Source organism: Vibrio sp. J502, from assembly GCF_025397955.1.
GTDB classification, from domain to species: domain Bacteria; phylum Pseudomonadota; class Gammaproteobacteria; order Enterobacterales; family Vibrionaceae; genus Vibrio; species Vibrio anguillarum.
The window spans coordinates 543,137-567,672 of sequence record NZ_CP104554.1; the positions used below are offsets into that span (position 1 = coordinate 543,137).

The following is a 24,536-nucleotide window of genomic DNA, read 5'->3' on the forward strand; positions in this document are numbered from 1 at the left end:
CTGACTACAGAAAAATAAGAGAATGCGTTGAGAAATTTTTGCCTGCATGACTGAGTGATGATACATCAATACCAAGACTTGATCTCCCTGTTCAATGACACTTTTTTTGAGCCATTCAATACGCGTTTAGAGCTCGGTGGTGATGAGCCGATTTACTTGCCTGCTGATGCACAAATCAATCATCACCGCATCATTTTCGCACGAGGCTTCTTTGCCTCGGCACTGCACGAAATCGCGCATTGGTGCGTCGCCGGCCCTGAACGGCGATTGATGGAAGATTTTGGCTATTGGTATCAACCAGACGGGCGAACCGCGCAAGTCCAAGCCGAATTTGAAAAAGTAGAGGTTCGCCCTCAAGCGTATGAGTGGATTTTATCGGTCAGTGCTGGCTTTCCTTTTACTGTGAGTTGTGACAACCTACACGGCGATTTTGAACCAGACCGTATCGCTTTTATGACTCAGGTACATCGTGAGGTAGTCGCTATCTTACAGGTTGGGCTTCCACCCCGAGTGAAGATGCTGTCAGATGCATTACGTGCTTTTTATGGTACGACAGAATTAAGGCTAGAGCACTTTATCATCAGGTAACTAGCTAAATAATAAGAGAAAATGAGAGTTGTATGATTATTGGATTTGAAGAAAAACTGCTGGAAATGATTGATGCACGTATTGCGACGGCATCGGACGATGAATTGTTTGCGGGTGGTTATTTGCGAGGTCATATTTCTTTGTCTGCAGCCGCGTGTGAAGATGAAGGAATTGATGATCTATCTCTGTTTAAAGCACGAATTGAGCAAAGCCTAGAGCAAGCGCGCACAGAGCTTACGCCTGCCGACCGCGTGATTGTGTTCGATTTATGGACCGAGCTTCACAACCAAGCTTAAGATGAGCACATTTAACTCATTCGAATTCTTTGAATGAGTCCGTAAAATTTTTATGGTTGTTGTTAATTTGTGCGATCGCTATGCTTAAGCCATATTCGAACACACAAGGGCAACACCATGAAAGTCATCGCATTTGGAGCATCAAACAGCTCAACTTCAATCAATAAAGCATTGGCCACTTACACCGCTCACCTCATTGAAGGTGCAGACGTGGTGGTGCTTGATATTAACAACTATACCGTTCCTATGTTTAGCGAAGATCTTGAAAAAGAGCTTGGTCAAGCCGAAGGCGCTCAAGCTTTTCTGCGTGATCTTGCTCAAGCGGATGCGTTTGTTATCTCTTTTGCTGAGCATAATGGTCACTACCCAGCGGCGTACAAAAATTTATTTGACTGGGCAACACGCATTGACCGTGAACTATTCAAAGGTAAACCTGCTGTTTACCTAGCCAGCTCTCCAGGTCCTGGTGGCGCGCAATCGGTTTTGGCGGCGGCAAATAATTCTGCTCCTTATTTTGGTGGTAATGTAAAAGCGTCTGTCTCGGTACCGAGTTTTTATGACAATTTTGACTTGGCTACGGGTCAAGTGACTAACCCAGAAGTGGCGGCACAATTGAAAGACGCGATTGCGAAGCTCGTATAGCTTTCTTGTCTCGTTTTAAGTTCGTTTCACCTTAAGTCTCACGCCTTTTCGCGTGAAAAAGTGAGCATTAAAAAAGCCTTGCTGGATAAGTAAGGCTTTTTTCTATGATGGTTTTTATCGAGGAGTACGTTCGGTGATGGCTTTGCCTTTTTTGAGTTTTCTCACCCACATTCGACTTGGATGAAGCGTTTCGAGAACATCAACAGCAAGCGGAAGTGGATCGCCACTCATTTGTGAAGCCAGCAACTCAGCCATTAATGGCGCAGAACTTAGCCCTCGCGATCCTAGCCCGAGCATGCAGTACAAATGAGGATAGTGAGCCACAGATGGAGTCTGTTGCGGATCTTGGGACGTTAACGGCTGGTAGTCGAGCTTGATCTGTTCAAAGTTGCCCACATTCCCGACAAACGGCAAATGATCGCGGCTGACACAGCGAACGCCTTGGCGAGATTGATTGCTAGATGTATCGACTTGCTGTATCCAGTTTTGATCGTTAATACAACGGGTTAAGCGTTGTCCATTCTCTTGCTGCGCCGCCGCATCGAATGCTTGGTTGATTTGACTTCGGTCATAGCTTGCGCCAATGCAGTGCTGTTGAGTGTTGGGGTTGTGCGGTGTCATATAGCCGTCGTAACACAACACGCTGCTCAGCTTTTGCAATGTTTCTGAGGTTGGAATATGGCTCACTTGTCCTTTCACTTTGCCAAGTGGCAACGCTTGAGTTTGCTCGAAATGGTCAAATTGATGACCGTTTGCAATGACCACACACTGATGGTGCTTTTCGCTACCATTAACACTTAATGTCCACTGCCGCTGTATTTCATCCCAGCGCAAAGACTCCACCTTGTGATTGAAATAGGCGTTGAATCTCTCACTTTGGCTTAATTGGTCAAACAGGCCTTGTGTCAGTTGAGCAGGGCAAAGCCATCCTCCGAGTGGGTAATGTAAGCTAGCCATGTCAGTCGGTAAGCCGACGTTTTGTAACGTTGCTTGTTGATCGCAGTAGTGCATTAGCTGAAGGTTAAATTGCCCTTCAAGCATCGCCATCTGTTTTTGGGTCGATTTTTCATCCCACATCAATTGGGTCACACCACACCAATCATGATCAAAAGGGACGGTTTGCGCCATTTGCTCAACAAATTGCCGAGCAAACAGAAAAGCGGGCGCAAAAACACGCGATACACCACTGTGGTTTTTATTCAGCAGTGGGTAAACCGCACCTTGTCGGTTACCTGAAGCACCTTGAGCGGCCTGAGGATCGGCGCAATACAGGCTGACATTGATACCGCGGCGATTGAGCATTTTAGCTAATGTGGCACTAGCAATGCCGCCGCCGATGATCGCCACGTCGGTAACATTGGTCGTCGGCGCAATCGCAAACCAAGGTTTTATGTTGCTGTACGATGTTTTGTGTTCCAGTTGACCAGCAATCATCTCTCTTTTGGTGCCAAAGCCTTTCACTTTTTTCATCGAAAAGCCTGCTTCTATCAATTCGCGTCGTACAAAACCTGCGGCGGTAAAAGTGGCGCACGTGGCTTTGTGTTTCGCCAGTTTGGCCATATTCTCAAACAGCGTTTGATTCCACATTTCAGGGTTTTTACTGGGAGCAAAACCATCCAAAAACCATGCATCTACCACGCCTTGCTCGGTTGTTGGAACTTGCGGCATACACTCTTTGATATCACCGAACCAAAGATCAAGGGTAATGGCGCCATCATCAAGAACAATGCGATGACATTCTGGTACTGCAATCGGGTAGTGTTGTTGAAGCTTTTTCGCATAAGTCGCTAATTCAGGCCACGCTTGGTGCGCTGTTATCAAGTCGTGTTTATTGAGCGGATATTTTTCAAAACTGATAAAATGCAGCGCTTGCAATGGCGCATTTGGGTTTTGTTGCCTAAACGCATCAAATTCTTGCCATACAGCGAGAAAATTTAACCCAGTGCCAAACCCCGTTTCGGCAATGACGAATCGTTTTTGGTCATATTGGTGCCATCTTTGTGGTATACGATTTTGGGAAAGAAACACGTAACGCGTCTCTTCTAGGCCGTTAACGTTGGAAAAGTAAACGTCATCGAATTGGTCGGAAACGGGTGTGCCCGCTTCATTCCAACCCAGTGTTGCGTTGGTTATGCTGGTCATAATGGTGTAATTCTGTGAAATCGGGCGATATATAGCTCGAGATTGTACGAATTTCTGGGAAAGCTGACCACTTTTGTTATTCTTCTTAGTTATTATCTAAGCGAATTTTGAATTATAGGAATGTCACATGAAACGAGTCGTAATCACCGGTATGGGTATTGTTTCAAGTATCGGTAACAACGTCGAAGAAGTTTTAGCGTCTCTAAAAGCAGGCAAATCAGGTATTACCGCTTCTGAGCAGTTCAAAGAGAACGGTTTACGCTCTCAAGTGTGGGGTAGCCTGAAAATGAACCCTGCTGACCATATTGATCGCAAACAGATGCGTTTTATGGGTGATGCGGCCGCGTTTGCATACCTATCAATGGAACAAGCGATTGCCGATTCAGGTTTAGCACCAGAGCAGGTCTCTAATGACCGCACTGGTATTGTGGCTGGTTCTGGCGGTGCGTCGTCGTATAACCAAGTTATTGCTGTCGACACATTGCGCACAAAAGGCGTGAAGCGCGTTGGCCCTTACATGGTTCCACGTACTATGTCTTCGACTGTTTCAGCCTGTCTTGCTACGCCATTTAAAATCCGTGGCGTCAATTACACCATGAGCTCCGCTTGTGCGACGTCGGCTCACTGTATTGGTCACGCAATGGAACTTATCCAATTGGGTAAGCAAGATGTTGTGTTTGCAGGTGGTGGTGAAGAGCTCGATTGGTCTTTAACTATGATGTTTGATGCAATGGGTGCGCTGTCAACTAAGTACAACGAAACACCAGAAAAAGCGTCACGTACTTACGATGCTGACCGCGATGGTTTCGTGATTTCAGGCGGCGGCGGCATGGTTGTGGTTGAAGAGCTTGAGCATGCACTGGCTCGCGGCGCAAAAATTTACGGTGAAATCGTCGGTTACGGTGCGACATCCGATGGCTACGACATGGTGGCTCCATCAGGTGAAGGCGCTGTGCGTTGCATGAAGATGGCAATGCAAGCGGTAGATAGTGTGGATTATGTCAATACACATGGTACTTCCACACCTGTCGGTGATGTAAAAGAGTTGGGTGCCATTCAAGAAGTGTTCGCTGGCAACAGCCCAGCTATCTCGGCAACAAAAGCAATGACTGGCCACGCATTGGGTGCGGCAGGTGTGCATGAAGCCATCTACTCTACCTTGATGCTTCACCACGGCTTTATCGCGCCAAGCATCAACATTGACAATTTAGATCCAGCGGCTGATGGCCTTGATATTGTGACCGAAATGCGCGAGCAAGAGCTAACCACTGTGATGTCTAACAGCTTTGGTTTTGGCGGTACGAACGCGACGCTAGTGATCAAAAAGTATCAAGGCTAATGCGCCTACACACCTCTAATAAAAAGGTTTCCAGAGCGGGTCAGCTTAGCTGATCGAACAGACGCAGACTCTGTCCCATGGAGAGCGGGACGGGATCCTTTTGTTCTGGGTTTTTGCCCGGTTTCCGTGAGGAGCCGGGCATTTTTATGGAAAGCGGGATTTCTTCTCGACAGTCTGTGCGCTTTTCTGCACAATTCCTTCAATTTCGAAAATTGTGAACTCCGCTATGAAAATCCTTATTGATGAAAACATGCCTTATGCTGAATCGTTATTTAGCCAGCTTGGTGAGGTGGTGTTAAAACCCGGTAGAAGCTTAACGGCTGATGATCTTATCGACGTTGACGCCTTGATGATTCGTTCTGTTACGAAAGTAAATCAAGCACTATTAGCGAAAGCCAATAAATTAAAGTTTGTTGGTACGGCGACGGCAGGTATGGACCACGTTGATCAAGCGCTTTTGGCTGAAAGAGGCATCTTTTTTACTGCCGCACCGGGGTGTAATAAGGTGGGAGTGGCTGAGTATGTTTTCAGTGTATTGATGGTGTTAGCACAGCAGCATGGTTTTTCTGCCTTAGAGAAAACCGTTGGCATTATTGGTGCTGGTCAAGTCGGCAGCTATTTAGCCGAGTGTTTAGCGGGGATTGGCATTAATGTGCTGCTCAACGATCCCCCAAAACAAGCACAAGGTGATTGCCGCGAGTTTACTCATCTTGATGTTTTACTTGATAAAGCGGATGTCATTACGCTGCATACACCCATTACTAAAAGTGGTGAATGGCCAACTCATCACTTGATTGATGAAGTTCGACTTGCCCAGTTGCGCAGTGATCAGATCTTGATCAACGCGGCTCGTGGCCCTGTGGTGGATAACCAAGCGCTGAAACAACGCCTACAGAAAAATGATGGTTTTATTGCCGCTTTAGACGTGTTTGAATTTGAACCTGAAGTGGATATGGAACTGCTGCCTTTGCTCGCCTTTGCGACGCCGCATGTGGCTGGCTATGGGTTAGAAGGTAAAGCCCGAGGCACGACCATGATTTTTAATAGTTTTTGTGAGTATCTTGGCGATGACCATTGCGCGAATGCCAGTAGTTTATTACCCGAGACTCCCATTGCCAAAGTGTATTTATCACGCGGTTGGGATGAGGAAACATTACACAGTTTAACCCAATTGATTTATGACGTACGCAAAGATGACGCCTTGTTTCGCCGTGAAATTGGCAAACCAGGTGCTTTTGATCAAATGCGTAAACTTTATTGGGATAGAAGAGAATATAGCGCGATGACTGTCGTCGGTAGTGAGTCGTGTGATCTCACTCCCTTAGCTAAATTAGGTTTTAAAACAGAGGTAACAAATGAGCCAAGAATTTAATATCGCTATTTTAGGAGCAACCGGCGCGGTTGGTGAAACCATGCTTGAAGTGCTCAAAGATCGCAAATTCCCCGTTGGTGAACTTTACCTACTTGCCAGTGAGCGTAGTGAAGGTAAATTCTACCGCTTCAATGGTAAGACCATACAAGTACAAAATGTTGAAGATTTCGATTGGTCACAAGTTCAGATTGCACTGTTTTCCGCTGGTGGTGAATTGTCCGCAAAATGGGCACCTATTGCCACAGAAGAAGGCGTGGTAGTCATCGATAACACCTCACATTTCCGCTATGAGTACGATATCCCACTTGTTGTGCCTGAAGTGAACCCTGAAGCGATTGCGGATTTCCGTAACCGCAATATTATTGCGAACCCAAACTGCTCAACCATCCAAATGTTGGTGGCGTTAAAGCCGATTCACGACGCTGTGGGTATCGAGCGAATTAACGTATCAACTTATCAGTCCGTTTCAGGAGCTGGGAAGTCAGGCATTGATGAGTTGGCGGGACAAACCGCAAGGCTGTTAAACGGTGTTTCGGCCGATCCTGATGTGTTTAGCCAGCAAATTGCGTTTAACTGCATCCCACAAATCGACCAGTTTATGGATAATGGCTACACCAAGGAAGAGATGAAAATGGTGTGGGAAACGCAAAAAATATTCAATGACTCAACCATTATGGTCAACCCAACTTGTGTACGCGTGCCAGTTTTTTACGGCCATGCTGAGTCACTGCATATTGAAACACGCTTACCGATTGATGCTGAGCAAGTTATTGAGTTATTAGAGAAAACTGAAGGTATTGAAGTATTCAGCGGGAATGATTTCCCCACGCAAGTTCGCGATGCGGGAGGGAAGGATACGGTTCTTGTAGGGCGTATTCGCAACGATATCAGTCACCACAGTGGCATTAACATGTGGGTAGTGGCAGATAACGTGAGAAAAGGCGCTGCAACAAATGCGGTACAAATTGCGGAAGTGTTGATTCGAGATTATTTCTAATTAATACCTAGTAAAAAGGAGTGGCTTACCACTCCTTTCTCTCTACACAAAAAAGCCGAGTGATTGATTCACCCGGCTTTTTTATTATCGTCCAGCTCAAGGCTGAGAATGATGGCTATCTTTTTGACTTGTGCGCGTTAGGGTTCTGCTTGCAACTGCCGTCGGCACATTTACCATATAGATAAAGGCTGTGATTGGTGAGCTGTACATTATATTGCTCGGCAATCTCTCTTTGGCGTTGTTCGATCACCTCATCTGAAAACTCAATCACTTCACCACAATCTAAGCACACTAAGTGGTCGTGGTGGTGGTGTGTTGAAAGTTCAAAAACGGATTTTCCACCTTCAAAATGGTGACGAGTGACAATACCCGCATCATCAAATTGGTTTAATACTCGATAAACAGTCGCAAGACCGATTTCTTCACCAAGATCAATCAATTTCTTATACAGTTCTTCAGCGCTGATATGTTGGCATTCAGGCTGCTGTAGCACTTCTAAAATTTTTAGCCTAGGAAGGGTAACTTTAAGACCTGCATCCTTGAGCGCTTGGTTATTATCTGACATACACTTTCCTGTTGATGATCTGCAGCAGTTAACAGAATTCATAATTGCGATCATTATAGGGGAGTCACTGCTAACAATAAACCACGAAGTTCAAAGGGTTACTTTATATTTGTCACAAAGCCGCGCAATATCACTGATATAACAGCTCTTACCAGTTACAATTGCGTAACATTTATTAGTGATTGAGTCGATAGGTTTAAAAGGTGAGCACGGAATGAATCACTCTTTAGCAAGATTTTATAAGCCAAATATTGTTAAGTGGGCGTTAAATAGCTGGCCTCCTTTTTGGGGAGCTGGTATCCACATTGATGAAATTAGTAGCGACTTCCGTCAGGTGAAAATGCGCCTAAAGCTGCGGTGGTGGAACAAAAATGCCAATCGCACTCAGTATGGTGGCAGCATTTTCTCTCTTACTGACCCTGTTTACTCGTTGATGTTAATGGGGATTTTGGGTGAGCAATATTACGTATGGGACAAAGAGGCCAGCATCAACTTTATCAAACCGGGCCATTCTGATTTGTATGCGGAGTTTCTGATAACGCAAGACCAACTGGATTCAATCTTAGTGAGCACGGCCAATGGGGATAAATGCTTTCCGGAATTTGTTATCCATGTTAAGGATGCCAAAGGCGAAGTGGTCTCTGAAGTGCAACGTAAATTGTACGTGCGCAAAAAACCTAAATATAGAGAAGAGAGTGATGCAGACAAAATGGTTACTTTTTGTGATCGCTAAGGCTGTTCGTTCTGCATTTGGCACAGCTCAATCCAAGCTTCGGCGGTGCGAGAAACGTACCGTTCCGCGTGCCATATTAATCCTAAGTGCCAATCAATACTGGGTGTCATCGGTTTGACTAAGACGCCTTCTCCTTGAATTCGTCGACAAAGTGGTTCGGGTAGAAAGGCAACGCCTACGCCACTTTTGACCAACGCGACTAAAAAATCCCATTGGCTACTGCGCGCTGCAACTTGTGGTGTAAATCCGTGTTGTAGGCAGAATGAGTGGATGTAGTCACTCAGCGTAAAATCATGGGTATAGAGGTAAAATGGCTCATTTTGTAGTTGCTCCCAACCGATAGCTTCTTGCTGCTTCCAAGGGGATGTATCAGGGAGTACGGCGCAAATGGGGTAACTGTCTAAGGAGAGTGACCGCAGATTATCAATCGGATGAGGCGAAAGCATGGTGACGGCTACGTCAATTTCGCCATTGAGGATAGCTTGCTCTATTTTACGTCCGCCATACTCAACGATGGTGAGCTCTACATGAGGGTAGGTTTGACGGTATTGGCGGATCAGACCTGCGTAAAGGTGTCCAACCATTGGTGGAATTCCGAGATGCAGTTGTCCCCGCTTTACCTGATTGAGATCGACCAGCTCGGCTTCTAACTGAGACATCTGCGCTAAGATCTCTAGCGCTCTTTGATAGACAACCTCTCCTGCATCGGTAAGCCAGAAACGTCGACCTTCACGATGTAGTAGTGGCTGTTCAATTTCCTGCTCTAAACTGCGGATCATCTTACTGATGGTGGGCTGGGTAACGAACAGTTGCTCGGATGCGCGGGTAAAGCTTTGTTGATTGACCAATTCAACAAAATAGCGCAGTGCTTTAATATCCATAATATCTCCTTTTATCATTCCATTTTGGCATGAAAATGATAATAAAAAGTCATTTTACGATGGTTTTATGGCTTAATATAATGTGACTAATTTCACAAAACGGCATTAGTCTCATCATGCAAAGAATAAGAAACAGCCAAAGAGTAAAAAACAATCTGCAAACAGTGGTACAAGTTGTTGCGCTATCAATGATCTGGTTTTTGGCGGATTTTCTAGTCAGCACTTTTCATATTCCTTTACCAGCAAATTTAACGGGCATGCTATTGCTGTTAACTTTAGTGATTATGCGAGTTGTAAAAGTTGATTGGCTGCGCAAGGGAGCAACTTGGTTATTGGCGGAAATGCTGTTGTTCTTTGTACCAGCGGTCATTGCGGTCGTTAACTATCAAGAGTTAATGCAACAGCAAGGGTTACGAATTATGGCGGTACTTGTCATTAGTACCATCATGGTCATTGCTATTACTGCTTGGACCGTTGATAAAATGTATCGTTTAGAGCTGATATTAGCGCGTAGAAAAAGCAACCGGGCAATACGCCTAACCAAAGTGGAGCGTTCATCATGAGCTCACTACTTACCTCAACGCTGCTTGGTGTATTTTGCTTGCTGCTAACCTTGGCTTTTTACTATGGCAGCAAGTGCCTTTATCAACGTAAACGTTCTATTTTCTTAATGCCGCTGCTATTGGCCCCTATATTGTTAGTGGCTGTTGTGATGATCTTTCACATCCCTTACCAAACCTATATGGCAGAATCTCATTGGTTATTGTGGCTACTTGGTCCGGCGACAGTGGCTTTTGCTATTCCGGTCTATGACAACCGATTGTTGATCAAGCGCCACTGGCTCTCTCTATCCGTGGGAGTGATCGTATCGGTTGTGGTTTCTGTGGGGAGCACGGTTTTGTTGGCTCGTTGGTTTGAATTACCCGATATGCTTCAGCGCAGTTTAGCGATGCGCTCGATTACCACGCCTTTTGCTGTTGAGGCGACGAAGTCAATTGGTGGGCAAAGTGATCTGACTGCTCTGTTTGTGGTACTTACTGGGGTGATAGGCATGGCGGTAGGTGAAGTGGTGTTAGCGTTATTATCCATTCGCTCTGGGCTTGGTAAAGGAGCCAGTCTTGGCGCTTCCGCGCACGGTGCAGGAACGGCAAAAGCGTATCAAATTGGCAATGCTGAAGGGGTAGTGTCGAGTGTGGTGATGATGATTGCGGGTATGGTCACTGTGTTGCTTGCTCCATTTATCGGCCGTCTACTTTGGTAAAGAAAAGAGTGCTGTTGTATACGGGTCAATAAAAAATCCCCTCGCAAGGGGATCTTTTATGTTTAAGAGATTAGCCTTCAAGTTCGGCTAAACACATCTCTTCATAAATCTGCTTAACCCATGTGCTGACGCGCTGTTCAGTCAGCTCTGGTTGACGATCTTCATCGATGCATAAACCAATAAAGTGGCTATTGTCACCCGCAACCAAGGCTTTAGAGGCTTCGAATTCATAACCTTCAGTTGGCCAGTGGCCAATAATCGTTGCACCTTTGCTTTCGATAATGTCACGCACTGTACCCATCGCGTCACAGAAGTATTCAGCGTAGTCTTCTTGATCGCCGCAACCGAAAATAGCAACTAATTTCGTCGAGAAGTCGATCGCTTCTAATTCTGGGAAAAAATCATCCCAATCACACTGCGCTTCACCGTAGTACCAAGTAGGGATACCCAGTAACAATAAGTCAAAATTATCAATGTCTTCTTTGCTGCTTTTCGCAATATCTTGAACGTGAACGAGCTGCTTACCCAGTTGCTTTTGAATCATTTTCGCAACGGCTTCAGTATTACCGGTATCGCTACCAAAGAAGAGGCCTACACTTGCCATAGAATCATTACCTTTAATTTGTCATTTTCTGGCGGATGAGCGTGCTCTTTACCCCAGTCCGGTGCCTTCCCAACTGAGTTGGATAAGTCCTTTAAGGATAAAGCCAGCACAACCTAAAAACAGAACTAGCCATACAATACGGCGCCCAAATGGCGGTACATTACCTTGCTTAAGGACATCTTTTATTGCCATACCGATAAGGAAAAATATAGACGCAAAAAGAAGATCGAGTCCAATCGACTCAAGCATGTTCATGTAGTCGTACAGCATGGGTATCCTTTATGCCAATTTGCTTGAGCGCACTATAACACTGTTATTCGTCAAAGTTAATGCGCGCATTGGTACCTATTTCACACTTGTTGTTTCACAGTAAAGCGGCTAGCTGCCAATGAACTTCCTGATCGCTCGTAAAACTTCAACGGGCTTTTCTGCGTGTAGCCAGTGCCCTGTGTTAGCGATGACGTGCGCTTTCGCTTGGCTAAACTGCTGCTGGATCATTTCTTGGTGTTCCGCTAGTAGATAGTCAGAGTTGCTGCCTTTAACCAATAAGGTTGGAATAGAGCTGCAAGGGATTGGTTCCCAGCCTAAAATATTCCAGTAATTTTTTTCAATGGCGGGAACATTAAAACGCCAGCTCATTACACCATCTTCTCGTTTAAATAACGATTTACTGAGAAATTGTCGTACGCCTTCTAGCTCAATATGTTGCGCTAAAATGGCCATGACCTCTGCTCGCGAGGTAGGCTGCTGTGCAATAACCGCGTTGAGCCCCGCCAGTACGTTGTCATGTTTCCGATGCTGATAGCTGACGGGTGCCATATCTAAAACCACCAGTTTGGCGACTTTGGATGAGGCGATGTCAGCCAGCTTCATGGCAACTTTACCACCCATTGAATGGCCAATCAGCGTGACTGAATCACAAGCTAACTCTTCGAGTAAACTAGCAACATCGAATGCCATACTCGCGTAATCATGTTCCTCACTGTGAAATGATTGACCGTGATTGCGCAAGTCAATACTCAATACTTGGTGATCGGCTTTTAGGTCTCTTGCAAGTAAACCTAGGTTGTCTAAATTGCCGAATAAACCATGGATCAAAACAACGGTGTGACCTTCACCTTCGAGTTTGTAATTAAGAAGTGCTGACATTTTATCTTATTAGTGATTGGTTTAACGTAGAGTATCAGTGAAGATCTCGCTATAATCCCTCAGAGTTTAAACATTGAGATTGTGAAAAGCGAATGAAAACAATTGAGGTTGATGAGGATCTATACCGTTATATTGCCAGCCAAACCCAACATATTGGAGAAAGCGCGTCGGATATTTTACGCCGTTTGCTCAATGTTGACGGTAAAGTGTCTGCAGCAGCGGTCGTGACGCAAGTAAGTACCGAGCCCAAGGGCATTGTTGTGAGTAAAGATGCCGTACAAGAGATACAGATTGATAGCGTAAAAGAGATGCGTTCTTTGCTCATTTCTGATGAATTTGCGGCTTTGAAAAAAGCAATTGATCGTTTTATGTTGGTGCTTTCAACCTTATACCGTATCGATCCAGTAAGTTTTGCTGAAGCGACCTTAGTGAAAGGACGTAAGCGTGTGTATTTTGCTGACAACGAGCAAACCTTGCTTGCTAGTGGGCAGACAACCAAGCCAAGAGCGATTCCAAACACACCATTTTGGGTCATTACCAATAACAATACTAGCCGCAAACAACAGATGATCGAGCAGCTGATGGTATTGATGAATTTCCCGAGTGACATTATTGAGAAAGTGACGCACTCAATCTGATTTGTGCCCATTCATAGATAAAAATCTGATTCAAGCCTCATACTGCGGACCACTAAGTCCGTATCATGAGGCTTTTTATTTCGTTGTTATTTTAAGAAAGGATGTCAAAAATGGCTATGCACCCACGCGCCGGACAAAAAGCACGGCAGGAAGACTTACATAATATCCCTGCGCTCGTTGCAAACTACTTTTTACTTCAACCTGATGCGGCTAACCCAGACCATAAAGTACAATTTGGTACTTCGGGGCATCGTGGTTGCGCGGATAAATCGACATTTAACGAAAACCACATTCTTGCTATTGCTCAAGCGGTAGCAGAAGTGCGCGCTCAGCAAGGAACCACTGGGCCGATTTTTGTCGGAAAAGACACGCACGCACTCTCTGAGCCTGCTTTTTCTAGTGTACTTGAAGTACTGATCGCTAATGAAATTGAAGTGATCGTTCAACAGGATAATGGCTATACGCCAACTCCGGGTATTTCACACGCAATCTTGACTCATAACTTGAAGCACGCGCAAAAAGCTGATGGCATTGTGATCACACCTTCTCATAATCCACCACAAGATGGTGGTATTAAATACAATCCTACCCATGGCGGCCCTGCTGAAGGGGAAATCACGCAAGCGATTGAAAACCGTGCCAATGAGATCATTGCAGAAGGCATGCAAGGCGTGAAGCGTCTGCCTATTATGTCGGCAAAGCAATCGCCGCTGTTTAAACAAGTTGATCTTGTGAAACCTTATATTGATGACTTAGTGAATGTGATTGATATGGAGGCCATCCAAAAAGCCAATCTAAAACTGGGTGTTGATCCGCTCGGTGGCAGTGGTATTGATTATTGGCGTCAAATTGGCAAAGCGTATCAGCTTGATTTAACACTGGTGAGCGAAGCGGTGGATCCGACATTCCAATTTATGTCACTCGATAAAGATGGTGTAGTGCGTATGGACTGTTCTTCTCCTTATGCAATGGCGGGGTTATTAGCGTTAAAAGATCAGTATGATCTCGCGTTTGGTAATGACCCTGACTACGACCGCCACGGCATTGTCACTCCGAAAGGTTTGATGAATCCAAACCATTTCTTAGCCGTATGCATCGATTATCTGTATCGTCACCGCAAACAATGGCGTAAAGAAGTGGCTGTTGGTAAAACGTTAGTATCAAGTGCATTGATTGACCGTGTGGTCGCCGATCTTGGCCGTGAGCTGTGTGAAGTACCTGTCGGCTTTAAGTGGTTTGTTGATGGCCTATACAGTGGTCACTTCGGTTTTGGTGGTGAAGAGAGCGCAGGTGCGTCATTCCTGCGTAAAGACGGAACGCCTTGGTCAACGGATAAAGACGGTATTATCCTTTGCTTACTGGCGGCGGAAATCACCGCTGTCACAGGTAAAAATCCGCAGCAATATTATGAAGATCTGGCCGCGAAACATGGAGAGTCTAAATATAGTCGTATTCAAGCTGTCGCAAATGGCCCACAAAAAGCAGTGCTGAGCAAATTATCACCAGAGATGGTCTCTGCGCAAACATTAGCGGGAGATGAGATCACAGCCCGCTTGACGCATGCTCCCGGCAATGGCGCAGCCATCGGTGGATTAAAAGTGACCACTGATTATGGCTGGTTTGCTGCTCGTCCATCAGGCACAGAAGATATTTATAAGATCTATTGTGAAAGTTTTAAGGGCGATGAGCACCTCAAGCAAATCGAAGCGGAAGCGCAACAGATTGTTAATCAAGTCTTTGCCGACGCTGGTTTGTAAGCAAACTTATCAATTAAAATAGGCGGCCAGAGGCCGCCTATTTTATATTTAGTCGTCTACTATCTTGGTTAAAGCTGAGGCCAACTGTCGGGAACGATGAACCAGAACTTTCCGCTGTCACTTTGGCAATGCACAAAACCATGCTCTTCATTTGCTGTGTAACGCGTGCAGTTTTTACCTTTCCCGCTAATCCATTGAGGCTTTTCCAGTAAGAATAATGCTTCATCTATTTGATGTGACTGGCTTTGATAACACCAAAAACCAGCAATTTGTGACGGATTGAGTTTATAACCTAGGCATTCACTAGGAACAGGCTCATCGTGAAAAGGGTTTACATATAAGCGCCCTTGCATCAGTAAATGACGGCTAACGTCACGCCAAAGTGGGTAAGCCGCACTAAATTGGGCTGATTGGGAAAGGGTCAATTGGTGGTTCAGCATATGTTCAAGTTTGAGATCTAATCGATCTTGAGCATTGGGACCATACCACAGCCCTTGATGTAGCAGGTAAAACTTCACTGCGACTTCCCAATGCTCATAACGCTGACTGCGTTTATTTTTGATGACAAAATCTAGCGAACCTAGTGTACTTCCTGCTTCGTTCAATTGAATTTCTTCAGAAACGGCGGAATAAGTGGGGTTTAGCGTAAACAATAAAGAACATAAATGCTGGTAGAGAAAGCCTAATCTAGGGTTCCCTCCATATTCTTCTTTCAATGTCGGAACATTGGGTAAAAAAGGAGTACGCGCCGCGACTACACCCTCTCCTTGAAAAAGAGTAGGGGTTGTCGACACCCAGTGTGCCAGTGTGTTGAGGTCCATTGTCATTAATTGTTCTCGTCCTTATTTTTCGACATTCTAGCTTGAAATTGTTATAACCACGCTAATGATAAAACTCAATTTTGGAATGAAAGATGGATAATTTAAAACTTGAAGCTCTGCTCAATCAAAAGCTTAATCCTCAATTGATTAAAGACTATTGCCCTAATGGATTGCAAGTTGAAGGTCGCACTGAAATCAAAAAGATTGTGACGGGTGTGACGGCCTCGCAAGCGCTGATTGAACAAGCAATTGAACGAAATGCTGACGCTTTATTAGTGCATCATGGTTATTTTTGGAAAAGTGAGCCTGAGTCCATCCGTGGAATGAAAGGCCACCGGATCCGAGCTTTGATACGAAATGATATAAATTTATACGCATATCACTTGCCGTTAGACATCCATCCAGAATTAGGTAATAACAAATTGCTAGCTGATTTATTGGGGATTCATGTTGATGGTGGATTAGAAGGGCACCCGCAGTCGGTCGCCATGTATGGCCATTTTGAACAAGCGTTGACAGCCGATGAACTCAGTCAACGAATCGAACAAGCTTTGCAACGACGGCCACTGCACGTAGCACCGAACTCAAACAGAATCATCAAAACGGTGGGTTGGTGTACTGGTGGTGGGCAAGATTACGTCGATCTAGCGGCGCAGCACGGATTAGATGCGTTCATCTCTGGTGAAATATCAGAGCGGACTACCTATTCAGCAAGAGAGCAAAACGTCCATTACTTCGCAGCTGGCCACCATGCAACAGAACGGTATGGAGTGAAAGCTCTCGGAGAATGGTTAGCGAACGAATATGATTTTGAGGTCGAGTTTATCGATATCGATAATCCTGTCTAATGGGCTGTTTCTTTTTGTAAAGGTACCAAGTAAAAAAAGAGCGAGTGTTAACTCGCTCTTTTCAATGAAGTGTTATAACTGATTACTATGCACGTTCGTGTAATGGCTTGAAATCACGCATTTTTTGGCCAGTATAAAGTTGACGAGGTCGACCAATTTTATTGTCTGGGTCACTGTGCATTTCATTCCAGTGAGCAATCCAGCCGATAGTACGAGACATTGCAAAGATAACGGTAAACATTGAGATTGGAATACCGATCGCCTTTAGAATAATGCCTGAGTAAAAATCTACGTTGGGGTAGAGTTTTTTCTCAACAAAGTATGCGTCAGAAAGGGCAATGCGCTCAAGTTCCATTGCGACATCCAACAATGGATCCTGAATATTGAGCTCTTTGAGTACATCATGGCAAGCTTCACGCATTACCGTTGCTCGCGGATCGTAGTTTTTATAAACACGGTGACCAAAACCCATTAAACGGAATGGGTCATCCTTATCTTTTGCTCTGACCACATACTCAGGAATGTTATCAACGTTGCCTATCTCCTCTAACATACGCAGACAGGCTTCGTTAGCCCCACCATGAGCAGGCCCCCACAAAGAGGCAATGCCAGCAGCAATACAGGCAAACGGGTTAGCACCAGAAGAACCAGCAAGGCGAACCGTTGAGGTTGATGCGTTTTGTTCATGATCAGCATGCAGAGTGAAAATTTTATCCATCGCACGAGCAACTACAGGATTAACCTCATATTCTTCACATGGTGTTGCAAACATCATATGCAAAAAGTTTTCAGCGTAGCTTAAGTCATTACGTGGGTAGATAAATGGTTGGCCGACAGAGTACTTGTAGCACATTGCCGCCAGTGTTGGCATTTTTGAGAGTAGCCTATAAGCCGCTATTTCTCGGTGTATATCATTATTAATATCAAGTGAATCATGGTAGAACGCGGCAAGCGCTCCAACCACACCACACATTACAGCCATTGGATGAGCATCACGGCGGAAGCCGTGGAAGAAACTTGCAATTTGCTCGTGGACCATAGTGTGACGCGTCACCGTATGTTTAAACTCTTCATATTGCTTACGATTAGGGGCTTCACCGTAAAGAAGAATATAACAAACTTCCAAGTAATCAGCGTTATTGGCTAATTGATCAATAGGGAAGCCGCGGTGCAGTAACACCCCTTTTTCGCCATCGATATAAGTGATTTGAGATTCACAAGATGCAGTGGCAAGAAAACCAGGGTCAAAAGTGAAGTATCCGTTGGCTCCTAGTTTACGAACGTCGATTACTTGTGGGCCTACAGTCCCATCCATAATCGGCAGCTCGATTGGCGCTTTACCTTCAATATGAAGGGTCGCTTTCTTATCTGCCATAACAATCTCCTTTGTTTATTATTTAATCCGTCCAGGATGTTTGTGTGACATTTTTTTACGTGTGTTCTTAATTAAAGTCAATTTTTCTCGTCTGATGTGTGCACTTGTTTTGATTTTTTATACATATAAAGTTAAAAATCTGTTCTGTGTAGCAAAAATTGTTACATCAATTGTATTAGAATGTTGCGAGCCGTATAGTGGCACTGAAAATTTTGGTGAACACCTTATAAATAAAAGGCTAGAAACTGTATTTTAGTATTGCATTCTGTCTTTATTGTTAACGGAATTATTACATTTAACTGCGCGATATCGGGCTTTTTATGTTAAAATAATGTTAACTTTTGTGGGTTTTACAACCAAAATTCATTTATAACTATAAATGCTCAATGGAGCTGAGTGAGCAAGCCCGTGAAAGAAAGAAAGTCAAGACCTGTTAATTTAGATTTACAGACCATTCACTTTCCGATCAGTGCGATAGCATCCATCCTACACCGAGTGTCTGGGGTGATGATGTTCGTTGCGGTCGGAATTTTGCTGTGGTTACTCTCCCTCTCGTTAAGTTCTCCGGTAGGTTTTATGGAAGCCAGCAACATTGTGAATGGCTTTTTCGCAAAATTTATTTTATGGGGAATTTTAACAGCGCTGTCTTACCACATTGCAGGTGGTATACGCCATTTGCTGATGGACCTGGGCCACTTTGAAGAGTTGGAGTCAGGGGTTATGAGTGCCAAAGTCGCCTTCATCGCAACAGCAGTGCTTTCAGTTTTAGCGGGAGTATTGGTATGGTAAAACATGTTTCTTCTTTTGGTCGTAACGGAGTGCATGATTATCTGCTGATCCGTGCTTCTGCGATCATTATGACTCTTTATACTATCTACCTAGTCAGCTTCTGTGCTTTCTCTGGTGATATCTCCTATGTTTCATGGACACAGTTTTTTGGTGGAACCTTTACCAAAGTCTTCACAATGCTGGCGTTAGTCTCTGTCCTTATCCATGGTTGGATCGGTTTATGGCAAGTATTAACGGATTACATTAAGTGTTCTAAATTGCGTGGTGGCCTGCAATTGGTCGTTATTGCAGTGCTCTTTGGATACTTCTTCTCTGGCTTATTTGTATTGTGGGGTGCGTAAGTGACTATTCCAGTTCGTGAATTTGATGCCGTAGTGATCGGCGCTGGTGGTGCTGGCATGCGTGCAGCACTGCAAATTTCAGAGCAAGGTTTATCCTGTGCTCTGCTTTCTAAAGTTTTTCCAACACGTTCTCACACGGTTTCGGCTCAAGGTGGTATTACCGTTGCGTTAGGCAACGCGCATGAGGACCACTGGGAACAACATATGTATGACACGGTGAAGGGCTCCGACTATATCGGTGACCAAGATGCTATCGAGTACATGTGTAAGAATGGTCCAGAGTCGGTGATTGAACTAGAGAAAATGGGTTTGCCTTTTTCTCGTTTTGACAATGGCACCATTTATCAGCGCCCATTTGGTGGGCAATCCAAAAATTTTGGTGGTGAACAAGCGGCTCGAACCGCTGCTGCCGCTGACCGTACTGGTCACGCACTACTTCATACCTTGTATCAACAAAACATTAAATATAAGACCACTATTTTCTCTGAGTGGTACGCACTTGATTTAGTGAAAAATGAAGAGGGTGCAGTACTTGGCTGTACCGCCTTGTGTATGGAAACAGGCGAAGTTTGTTATTTCAAATCTAAAGCCACAGTATTAGCGACTGGCGGAGCTGGCCGTATCTATGCTTCAACCACCAACGCGCACATCAATACGGGTGATGGCGTGGGCATGGCTATCCGCGCTGGCGTCCCGATGCAAGATATCGAAATGTGGCAATTCCACCCAACAGGGATTGCTGGTGCTGGCGTTCTTGTGACGGAAGGGTGTCGTGGTGAAGGTGGTTATCTTTTAAATAAAGATGGCGAACGTTTCATGGAACGTTATGCACCAAACGCGAAGGATTTGGCTGGTCGTGATGTAGTAGCCCGCTCAATGATGATTGAGATCCGTGAAGGTCGTGGTTGCGATGGTCCATGGGGTCCGCACATCAAGCTTAAACTCGATCACCTTGGCAAAGAAACTCTGGAATCTCGTCTGCCGGGCGTATGTGAGTTGTCACGTACGTTTGCTCACGTCGATCCAGTTAAAGAACCTATTCCAGTGATCCCAACCTGCCACTACATGATGGGAGGAGTACCGACTCAAGTTTCAGGTCAGGCGATTAAGCAAGATGCTAAAGGCGCTGATGTGGAAGTTCAAGGTTTGTTTGCGTGTGGTGAAATTGCATCAGTATCGGTGCATGGCGCGAACCGTTTGGGTGGTAACTCTCTACTGGATTTAGTGGTCTTTGGCCGAGCAACAGGCTTACATTTGGGCGAAACGTTGAAAAAGCAAGCGGACGCAAAACCTGCCACAGAAGCGGACATTGAAAAATCGCTAGAACGTTACAACCGCTGGGAAAACAGTACAGGTGGTGAAGATCCCGCGCAAATTCGTAAAGATTTGCAACGTTGTATGCAAAATAACTTCTCGGTGTTCCGTGAAGGTGAAGCGATGGCTAAAGGTCTTGAAGAGCTTAAAGTGATTCGTGAACGTTTGAAGAACGCACATCTTTCAGACAAGTCAACCGAGTTCAACACTCAACGGATCGAGTGTTTAGAGCTGGAAAACTTGATGGAAACAGCATTTGCTACCGCGGTTGCTGCAAATTATCGTACCGAAAGCCGTGGAGCCCACGCTCGCTTTGACTATCCTGAACGCGATGATGCTAATTGGTTATGCCATTCAATTTACAACCCTGAGACTGAAAGCATGTCGAAGCGTAGCGTAAATATGGAACCAATTTATCGTGAAGCGTTTCCGCCTAAAGCGCGCACATACTAAGGAGAAGGCACTATTATGAAATTGAAATTCTCTTTGTATCGCTATAATCCGGATGTCGATCAAAAGCCTTACATGAAGGATTATCTGCTTGAAGTCGAAGAGGGCTCTGACATGATGTTGTTGGATGCACTCATTTTGCTGAAAGAGCAAGATCCCACCATTGCTTTTCGTCGCTCGTGCCGTGAAGGGGTGTGTGGATCTGACGGTTTGAACATGAACGGTAAAAATGGATTAGCGTGTATCACTCCATTATCCGCGCTTTTGGCCAAAGGCACGATCGTTATTCGACCTCTGCCTGGGCTACCAGTCGTCCGTGATTTAATTGTCGATATGGCCCAGTTTTATGAAAATTACGAGAAGGTTAAACCTTATCTTGTGACTGACGGAAACTTGCCTCCGGCTCGTGAGAACTTGCAATCACCAGAAGAGCGAGCGCATTTAGACGGTTTATATGAGTGCATTATGTGCGCTTGCTGCACAACTTCATGCCCTTCTTTCTGGTGGAACCCGGATAAGTTTATCGGCCCAGCAGGTTTGTTGGCGGCTTATCGTTGGCTAATTGACAGCCGAGATACTGCAACAGATGAACGTTTATCTAATCTTGATGATGCTTTTAGCGTTTTTCGTTGCCATGGCATCATGAATTGTGTAAGTGTTTGTCCTAAGGGATTAAATCCGACGAAAGCCATTGGACATATCAAATCAATGCTTGTGAACCGTTCGGTTTAAAATGAATAAAAATTGCAGGTCTTCGGACCTGCCTTTTATAGCTCGGCATAGACCGAAGCAAACGTGAAAACTACTGGTTAAGGGAAAATATGCACAACGGCGTGATGAAGGCATGGCTCGAGTCTTCACACTTGGCTGGCGCCAATGCAACTTACGTAGAGGACCTCTACGAACTGTATCTAAGTGATCCTGATCTGGTAAGTGAGGAGTGGAAACGTGTTTTTGATGGCTTGCCTGCGCAAGCTGACAATGTGGTTGAACAGCCACATTCACGTGTCCGTGACTACTTCCGACGACTCGCGAAAGAAACAAAGCATTACAATGTCCAAGTTAGTGATCCAGATGTCGATGCTAAGCAAGTAAGAGTCTTGCAGCTGATTAATGCTTACCGTTTTCGCGGTCATGAAGCGGCTCAACTCGACCCCCTAGGTTTATGGCAACGCCCATTAGTGGCAGAATTAGACCCAGCGTTCCACAATCTTAACGAAGGTGACTTCGAAGAAACTTTCAATGTCGGCTCTTTTGCTATCGGGCAAGAGACAATGAAATTGAAAGACATTTATCAAGCCCTCAACAAAACCTATTGCGGTTCCATCGGTGCAGAATACATGCACATTATCGACACTGAACAAAAGCGTTGGATACAACAACGTCTTGAATCAGTCGTTGGACAACCTTCTTTCAGCAAAGAAGAAAAACGAATTTTCCTCGAAGAATTGACAGCCGCAGAAGGCCTTGAGCGTTATTTAGGCGCGAAATTCCCTGGTGCGAAACGCTTTTCTTTAGAAGGTGGCGACGCGCTCATCCCAATGATGAAAGAGTTGATCCGTCATGCTGGTAGCACAGGTATGCGTGAAGTTGTGATTGGTATGGCGCACCGTGGTCGTCTTAACATGCTCGTCAACGTCTTAGGTAAAAAACCTCAAGATCTGTTCGACGAGTTTGCGGGTAAGCATGGTGAAAGCTGGGGAACGGGTGATGTTAAATATCACCAAGGTTTCTCTGCTGACTTTGCGACACCCGGCGGTGATGTGCATCTAGCCTTAGCATTTAACCCTTCGCATCTTGAAATTGTTAATCCAGTCGTAATTGGTTCAGTTCGTGCTCGACAAGATCGATTGGGAGATGAAGACGGTTCGACAGTGCTACCTATTTCGATTCATGGTGACTCTGCTATCGCTGGCCAAGGTGTCGTTGCCGAGACATTTAACATGTCTCAAGCGCGTGGTTATTGCGTGGGAGGGACGGTACGTATTGTTATTAACAACCAAGTTGGTTTTACCACGTCAAACCCTCGTGATACACGCTCGACTATGTATTGTACTGACATCGCTAAGATGGTTCAGGCCCCCATTTTCCACGTCAATTCTGATGATCCAGAAGCAGTTGCTTTCGTCACCCGCATTGCACTCGATTATCGTAATGAATTTAAGCGTGATGTCGTCATTGATCTGGTTTGTTATCGCCGTCACGGCCATAACGAAGCCGACGAGCCAAACGCAACTCAACCGCTGATGTATCAAAAGATCAAAAAGCATCCTACGCCGCGTAAGCTTTATGCCGATGTTTTGATAGAGCGTGGTGAGTTTGATATCGAGATTGCCACACAGTTAGTCAACGAATATCGTGATGCTCTGGACCATGGTGAAGTCGTGGTGAAAGAGTGGCGTCCAATGGCACTGCATTCTGTTGATTGGTCACCGTATATTGGCCATGAATGGGATATGCCATGGAATAATAAAGTTGACCTTGAGCGTTTAAAAGAGCTAGGTAACCGAATTTGTCAGTATCCAGAAAGCCATAAACTGCAAAGTCGTGTGGATAAAATCTATACCGACCGACAAGCGATGGTTAATGGAGAGAAGCTTCTCGATTGGGGTATGGCTGAAACGCTGGCTTATGCAACCTTAGTTGATGATGGAAAGCGAATCCGCATTTCGGGGCAAGACTCTGGGCGTGGAACCTTCTTCCACCGTCACTCGGTATTGCATAACCAAAGTGACGCAAGTACCTATATTCCATTGGCGAATATCCATGATAAACAGGGTCCTTTTGAAGTATTGGATTCGGTTTTGTCGGAAGAAGCAGTGCTAGCTTTTGAATATGGCTACGCGACAGCGGAGCCGAGTGGTTTGACGATTTGGGAAGCTCAGTTTGGTGATTTCGCCAATGGAGCTCAAGTCGTGATTGACCAGTTCATCTCTTCCGGTGAACAAAAATGGGCGCGTTTGTGTGGTTTAACCATGCTGCTACCTCATGGTTATGAAGGGCAAGGCCCGGAACACTCATCAGCACGCCTAGAGCGTTATTTGCAACTGTGCGCCGAACAAAACATGCAAGTGGTGGTTCCCTCTACGCCAGCGCAGGTATACCACATGCTGCGTCGTCAGGTTATTCGTCCAATGCGTCGACCATTGATCGTTATGTCACCAAAATCGTTGCTGCGTCACCCACTATGTATCTCAACACTGGAAGACTTGGCTGACGGATCGTTTTTGTCGGCTATCGGCGAAGTTGACGATCTCAACCCAGCGAACGTCAAACGTGTTGTGTTCTGCTCTGGTAAGGTTTACTACGACCTGCTTGAACAGCGCCGCAATAACGAACAAGGTGATGTTGCTATCGTCCGTATTGAACAGCTATATCCATTCCCGAAAGAAGAAGTGGAAGCGGTTATCGCTCAATACACTAATGTTGTTGACTATGTATGGTGCCAAGAAGAGCCTCAAAACCAAGGTGCTTGGTACAGTAGCCAACATAACTTCCGTTCTGCCATTCCAGCCGGTGCTGATCTGAAATACGCAGGTCGCCCTGCATCAGCATCACCAGCCGTTGGTTATATGTCGGTACACTTGAAACAACAAAAAGCGTTGGTTGAAGACGCTCTGACCCTAGCTTAACG

General features: G+C 45.2%; 25 protein-coding genes. 17 read left to right on the top strand and 8 right to left on the bottom strand.

What is annotated here, in order from left to right; translation table 11 throughout:
• Positions 1-57 precede the first annotated feature (57 nt).
• The 3 genes from N5E84_RS02730 to N5E84_RS02740 all read left to right on the top strand — a co-directional run bounded on the left by N5E84_RS02730 (position 58) and on the right by N5E84_RS02740 (position 1,526).
• Positions 58-588 (top strand): elongation factor P hydroxylase, encoded by a 531-nt coding sequence (locus tag N5E84_RS02730; RefSeq protein WP_019281589.1) that lies wholly within the window; start codon positions 58-60, stop codon positions 586-588.
• Between the two features lie 32 nt (positions 589-620).
• A complete protein-coding gene (locus N5E84_RS02735; protein WP_013856329.1) occupies positions 621-884 on the top strand; it encodes a YfcL family protein in 264 nt (87 codons plus the stop codon).
• Between the two features lie 117 nt (positions 885-1,001).
• Positions 1,002-1,526, top strand: a complete 525-nt coding sequence (locus N5E84_RS02740) for an NADPH-dependent FMN reductase (protein ID WP_026028358.1) — start codon at positions 1,002-1,004, stop codon at positions 1,524-1,526.
• A gap of 114 nt (positions 1,527-1,640) precedes the next feature.
• Here N5E84_RS02740 and mnmC read toward each other — a convergent pair whose 3' ends face one another.
• Positions 1,641-3,668 (bottom strand): bifunctional tRNA (5-methylaminomethyl-2-thiouridine)(34)-methyltransferase MnmD/FAD-dependent 5-carboxymethylaminomethyl-2-thiouridine(34) oxidoreductase MnmC, encoded by a 2,028-nt coding sequence (gene mnmC / locus N5E84_RS02745; RefSeq protein ID WP_019281588.1) that lies wholly within the window; start codon positions 3,666-3,668, stop codon positions 1,641-1,643.
• Between the two features lie 127 nt (positions 3,669-3,795).
• Between mnmC and fabB the strand changes: the two genes are divergently transcribed.
• The 3 genes from fabB to N5E84_RS02760 all read left to right on the top strand — a co-directional run bounded on the left by fabB (position 3,796) and on the right by N5E84_RS02760 (position 7,376).
• Positions 3,796-5,007, top strand: a complete 1,212-nt coding sequence (gene fabB, locus N5E84_RS02750) for a beta-ketoacyl-ACP synthase I (RefSeq protein WP_013856332.1) — start codon at positions 3,796-3,798, stop codon at positions 5,005-5,007.
• Positions 5,008-5,233: 226 nt separating this feature from the next.
• Positions 5,234-6,379, top strand: a complete 1,146-nt coding sequence (locus N5E84_RS02755) for a 4-phosphoerythronate dehydrogenase (protein ID WP_026028062.1) — start codon at positions 5,234-5,236, stop codon at positions 6,377-6,379.
• Entirely contained in the window at positions 6,363-7,376 is a 1,014-nt protein-coding gene (locus N5E84_RS02760; RefSeq protein ID WP_013856334.1) for an aspartate-semialdehyde dehydrogenase, read from the top strand. Before N5E84_RS02755 ends, N5E84_RS02760 begins: the two co-directional genes overlap by 17 nt.
• Positions 7,377-7,491: 115 nt before the next feature.
• Here the strand turns inward: N5E84_RS02760 and fcrX are convergent, their stop codons facing one another.
• Positions 7,492-7,941 carry a ferric iron uptake transcriptional regulator FcrX gene (gene fcrX, locus N5E84_RS02765; RefSeq protein WP_029388097.1) on the bottom strand — a complete coding sequence of 150 codons (450 nt, stop codon included), beginning with the start codon at positions 7,939-7,941 and terminating at the stop codon, positions 7,492-7,494.
• 214 nt (positions 7,942-8,155) lie between these two features.
• Here fcrX and N5E84_RS02770 point away from each other — a divergent pair, with 214 nt between their 5' ends.
• Positions 8,156-8,674, top strand: a complete 519-nt coding sequence (locus tag N5E84_RS02770) for a DUF4442 domain-containing protein (RefSeq protein ID WP_010318688.1) — start codon at positions 8,156-8,158, stop codon at positions 8,672-8,674.
• Here the strand turns inward: N5E84_RS02770 and N5E84_RS02775 are convergent.
• Positions 8,671-9,555, bottom strand: a complete 885-nt coding sequence (locus tag N5E84_RS02775; protein WP_029388096.1) for a LysR family transcriptional regulator — start codon at positions 9,553-9,555, stop codon at positions 8,671-8,673. The genes N5E84_RS02770 and N5E84_RS02775 overlap by 4 nt on opposite strands.
• A gap of 116 nt (positions 9,556-9,671) precedes the next feature.
• On the opposite strand from N5E84_RS02775, the gene N5E84_RS02780 reads away from it, so the two are divergent.
• Both N5E84_RS02780 and N5E84_RS02785 read left to right on the top strand, forming a co-directional pair.
• Positions 9,672-10,118: a CidA/LrgA family protein gene (locus N5E84_RS02780; protein WP_013856338.1), complete on the top strand. Its 447-nt coding sequence runs from the start codon at positions 9,672-9,674 to the stop codon at positions 10,116-10,118.
• On the top strand, positions 10,115-10,816 hold the full coding sequence (locus tag N5E84_RS02785) for an LrgB family protein (RefSeq protein ID WP_019281585.1): 702 nt from the start codon (positions 10,115-10,117) through the stop codon (positions 10,814-10,816). Before N5E84_RS02780 ends, N5E84_RS02785 begins: the two co-directional genes overlap by 4 nt.
• A gap of 70 nt (positions 10,817-10,886) precedes the next feature.
• Here the strand turns inward: N5E84_RS02785 and fldA are convergent, their stop codons facing one another.
• The 3 genes from fldA to N5E84_RS02800 form a co-directional block, all read right to left on the bottom strand.
• Positions 10,887-11,420, bottom strand: a complete 534-nt coding sequence (gene fldA, locus N5E84_RS02790) for a flavodoxin FldA (protein WP_013856340.1) — start codon at positions 11,418-11,420, stop codon at positions 10,887-10,889.
• A gap of 48 nt (positions 11,421-11,468) precedes the next feature.
• Positions 11,469-11,690 carry a DUF2788 domain-containing protein gene (locus N5E84_RS02795; RefSeq protein WP_010318683.1) on the bottom strand — a complete coding sequence of 74 codons (222 nt, stop codon included), beginning with the start codon at positions 11,688-11,690 and terminating at the stop codon, positions 11,469-11,471.
• Positions 11,691-11,798: 108 nt separating this feature from the next.
• Complete coding sequence (locus tag N5E84_RS02800; protein WP_019281584.1) at positions 11,799-12,569, bottom strand: alpha/beta fold hydrolase; 771 nt, start codon at positions 12,567-12,569, stop codon at positions 11,799-11,801.
• Positions 12,570-12,661: 92 nt separating this feature from the next.
• Here N5E84_RS02800 and seqA point away from each other — a divergent pair, with 92 nt between their 5' ends.
• Positions 12,662-13,207: a replication initiation negative regulator SeqA gene (gene seqA, locus N5E84_RS02805; protein ID WP_010318681.1), complete on the top strand. Its 546-nt coding sequence runs from the start codon at positions 12,662-12,664 to the stop codon at positions 13,205-13,207.
• A 110-nt stretch (positions 13,208-13,317) separates the two neighbouring features.
• Positions 13,318-14,964, top strand: coding sequence for a phosphoglucomutase (alpha-D-glucose-1,6-bisphosphate-dependent) (gene pgm / locus N5E84_RS02810; protein WP_026028060.1), 1,647 nt, complete (start codon positions 13,318-13,320; stop codon positions 14,962-14,964).
• Positions 14,965-15,032: 68 nt separating this feature from the next.
• Here pgm and N5E84_RS02815 read toward each other — a convergent pair whose 3' ends face one another.
• Entirely contained in the window at positions 15,033-15,791 is a 759-nt protein-coding gene (locus N5E84_RS02815) for a DUF1853 family protein (protein WP_019281583.1), read from the bottom strand.
• An 86-nt stretch (positions 15,792-15,877) separates the two neighbouring features.
• Here N5E84_RS02815 and N5E84_RS02820 point away from each other — a divergent pair, with 86 nt between their 5' ends.
• Positions 15,878-16,633 carry a Nif3-like dinuclear metal center hexameric protein gene (locus tag N5E84_RS02820; protein WP_019281582.1) on the top strand — a complete coding sequence of 252 codons (756 nt, stop codon included), beginning with the start codon at positions 15,878-15,880 and terminating at the stop codon, positions 16,631-16,633.
• 85 nt (positions 16,634-16,718) lie between these two features.
• Here the strand turns inward: N5E84_RS02820 and N5E84_RS02825 are convergent, their stop codons facing one another.
• On the bottom strand, positions 16,719-18,008 hold the full coding sequence (locus N5E84_RS02825; RefSeq protein WP_019281581.1) for a citrate synthase: 1,290 nt from the start codon (positions 18,006-18,008) through the stop codon (positions 16,719-16,721).
• Positions 18,009-18,404: 396 nt separating this feature from the next.
• On the opposite strand from N5E84_RS02825, the gene sdhC reads away from it, so the two are divergent.
• The 5 genes from sdhC to sucA all read left to right on the top strand — a co-directional run bounded on the left by sdhC (position 18,405) and on the right by sucA (position 24,534).
• Positions 18,405-18,797: a succinate dehydrogenase cytochrome b556 subunit gene (gene sdhC / locus N5E84_RS02830; protein ID WP_019281580.1), complete on the top strand. Its 393-nt coding sequence runs from the start codon at positions 18,405-18,407 to the stop codon at positions 18,795-18,797.
• Positions 18,791-19,138 carry a succinate dehydrogenase, hydrophobic membrane anchor protein gene (gene sdhD / locus N5E84_RS02835; protein ID WP_010318675.1) on the top strand — a complete coding sequence of 116 codons (348 nt, stop codon included), beginning with the start codon at positions 18,791-18,793 and terminating at the stop codon, positions 19,136-19,138. Before sdhC ends, sdhD begins: the two co-directional genes overlap by 7 nt.
• Positions 19,139-20,905, top strand: coding sequence for a succinate dehydrogenase flavoprotein subunit (sdhA, locus tag N5E84_RS02840; RefSeq protein WP_013856347.1), 1,767 nt, complete (start codon positions 19,139-19,141; stop codon positions 20,903-20,905). It abuts the gene before it with no gap.
• Positions 20,906-20,920: 15 nt separating this feature from the next.
• A complete protein-coding gene (locus N5E84_RS02845) occupies positions 20,921-21,634 on the top strand; it encodes a succinate dehydrogenase iron-sulfur subunit (RefSeq protein ID WP_013856348.1) in 714 nt (237 codons plus the stop codon).
• 89 nt (positions 21,635-21,723) lie between these two features.
• A complete protein-coding gene (sucA, locus tag N5E84_RS02850) occupies positions 21,724-24,534 on the top strand; it encodes a 2-oxoglutarate dehydrogenase E1 component (protein ID WP_019281579.1) in 2,811 nt (936 codons plus the stop codon).
• The last annotated feature ends 2 nt before the right edge of the window (positions 24,535-24,536 follow it).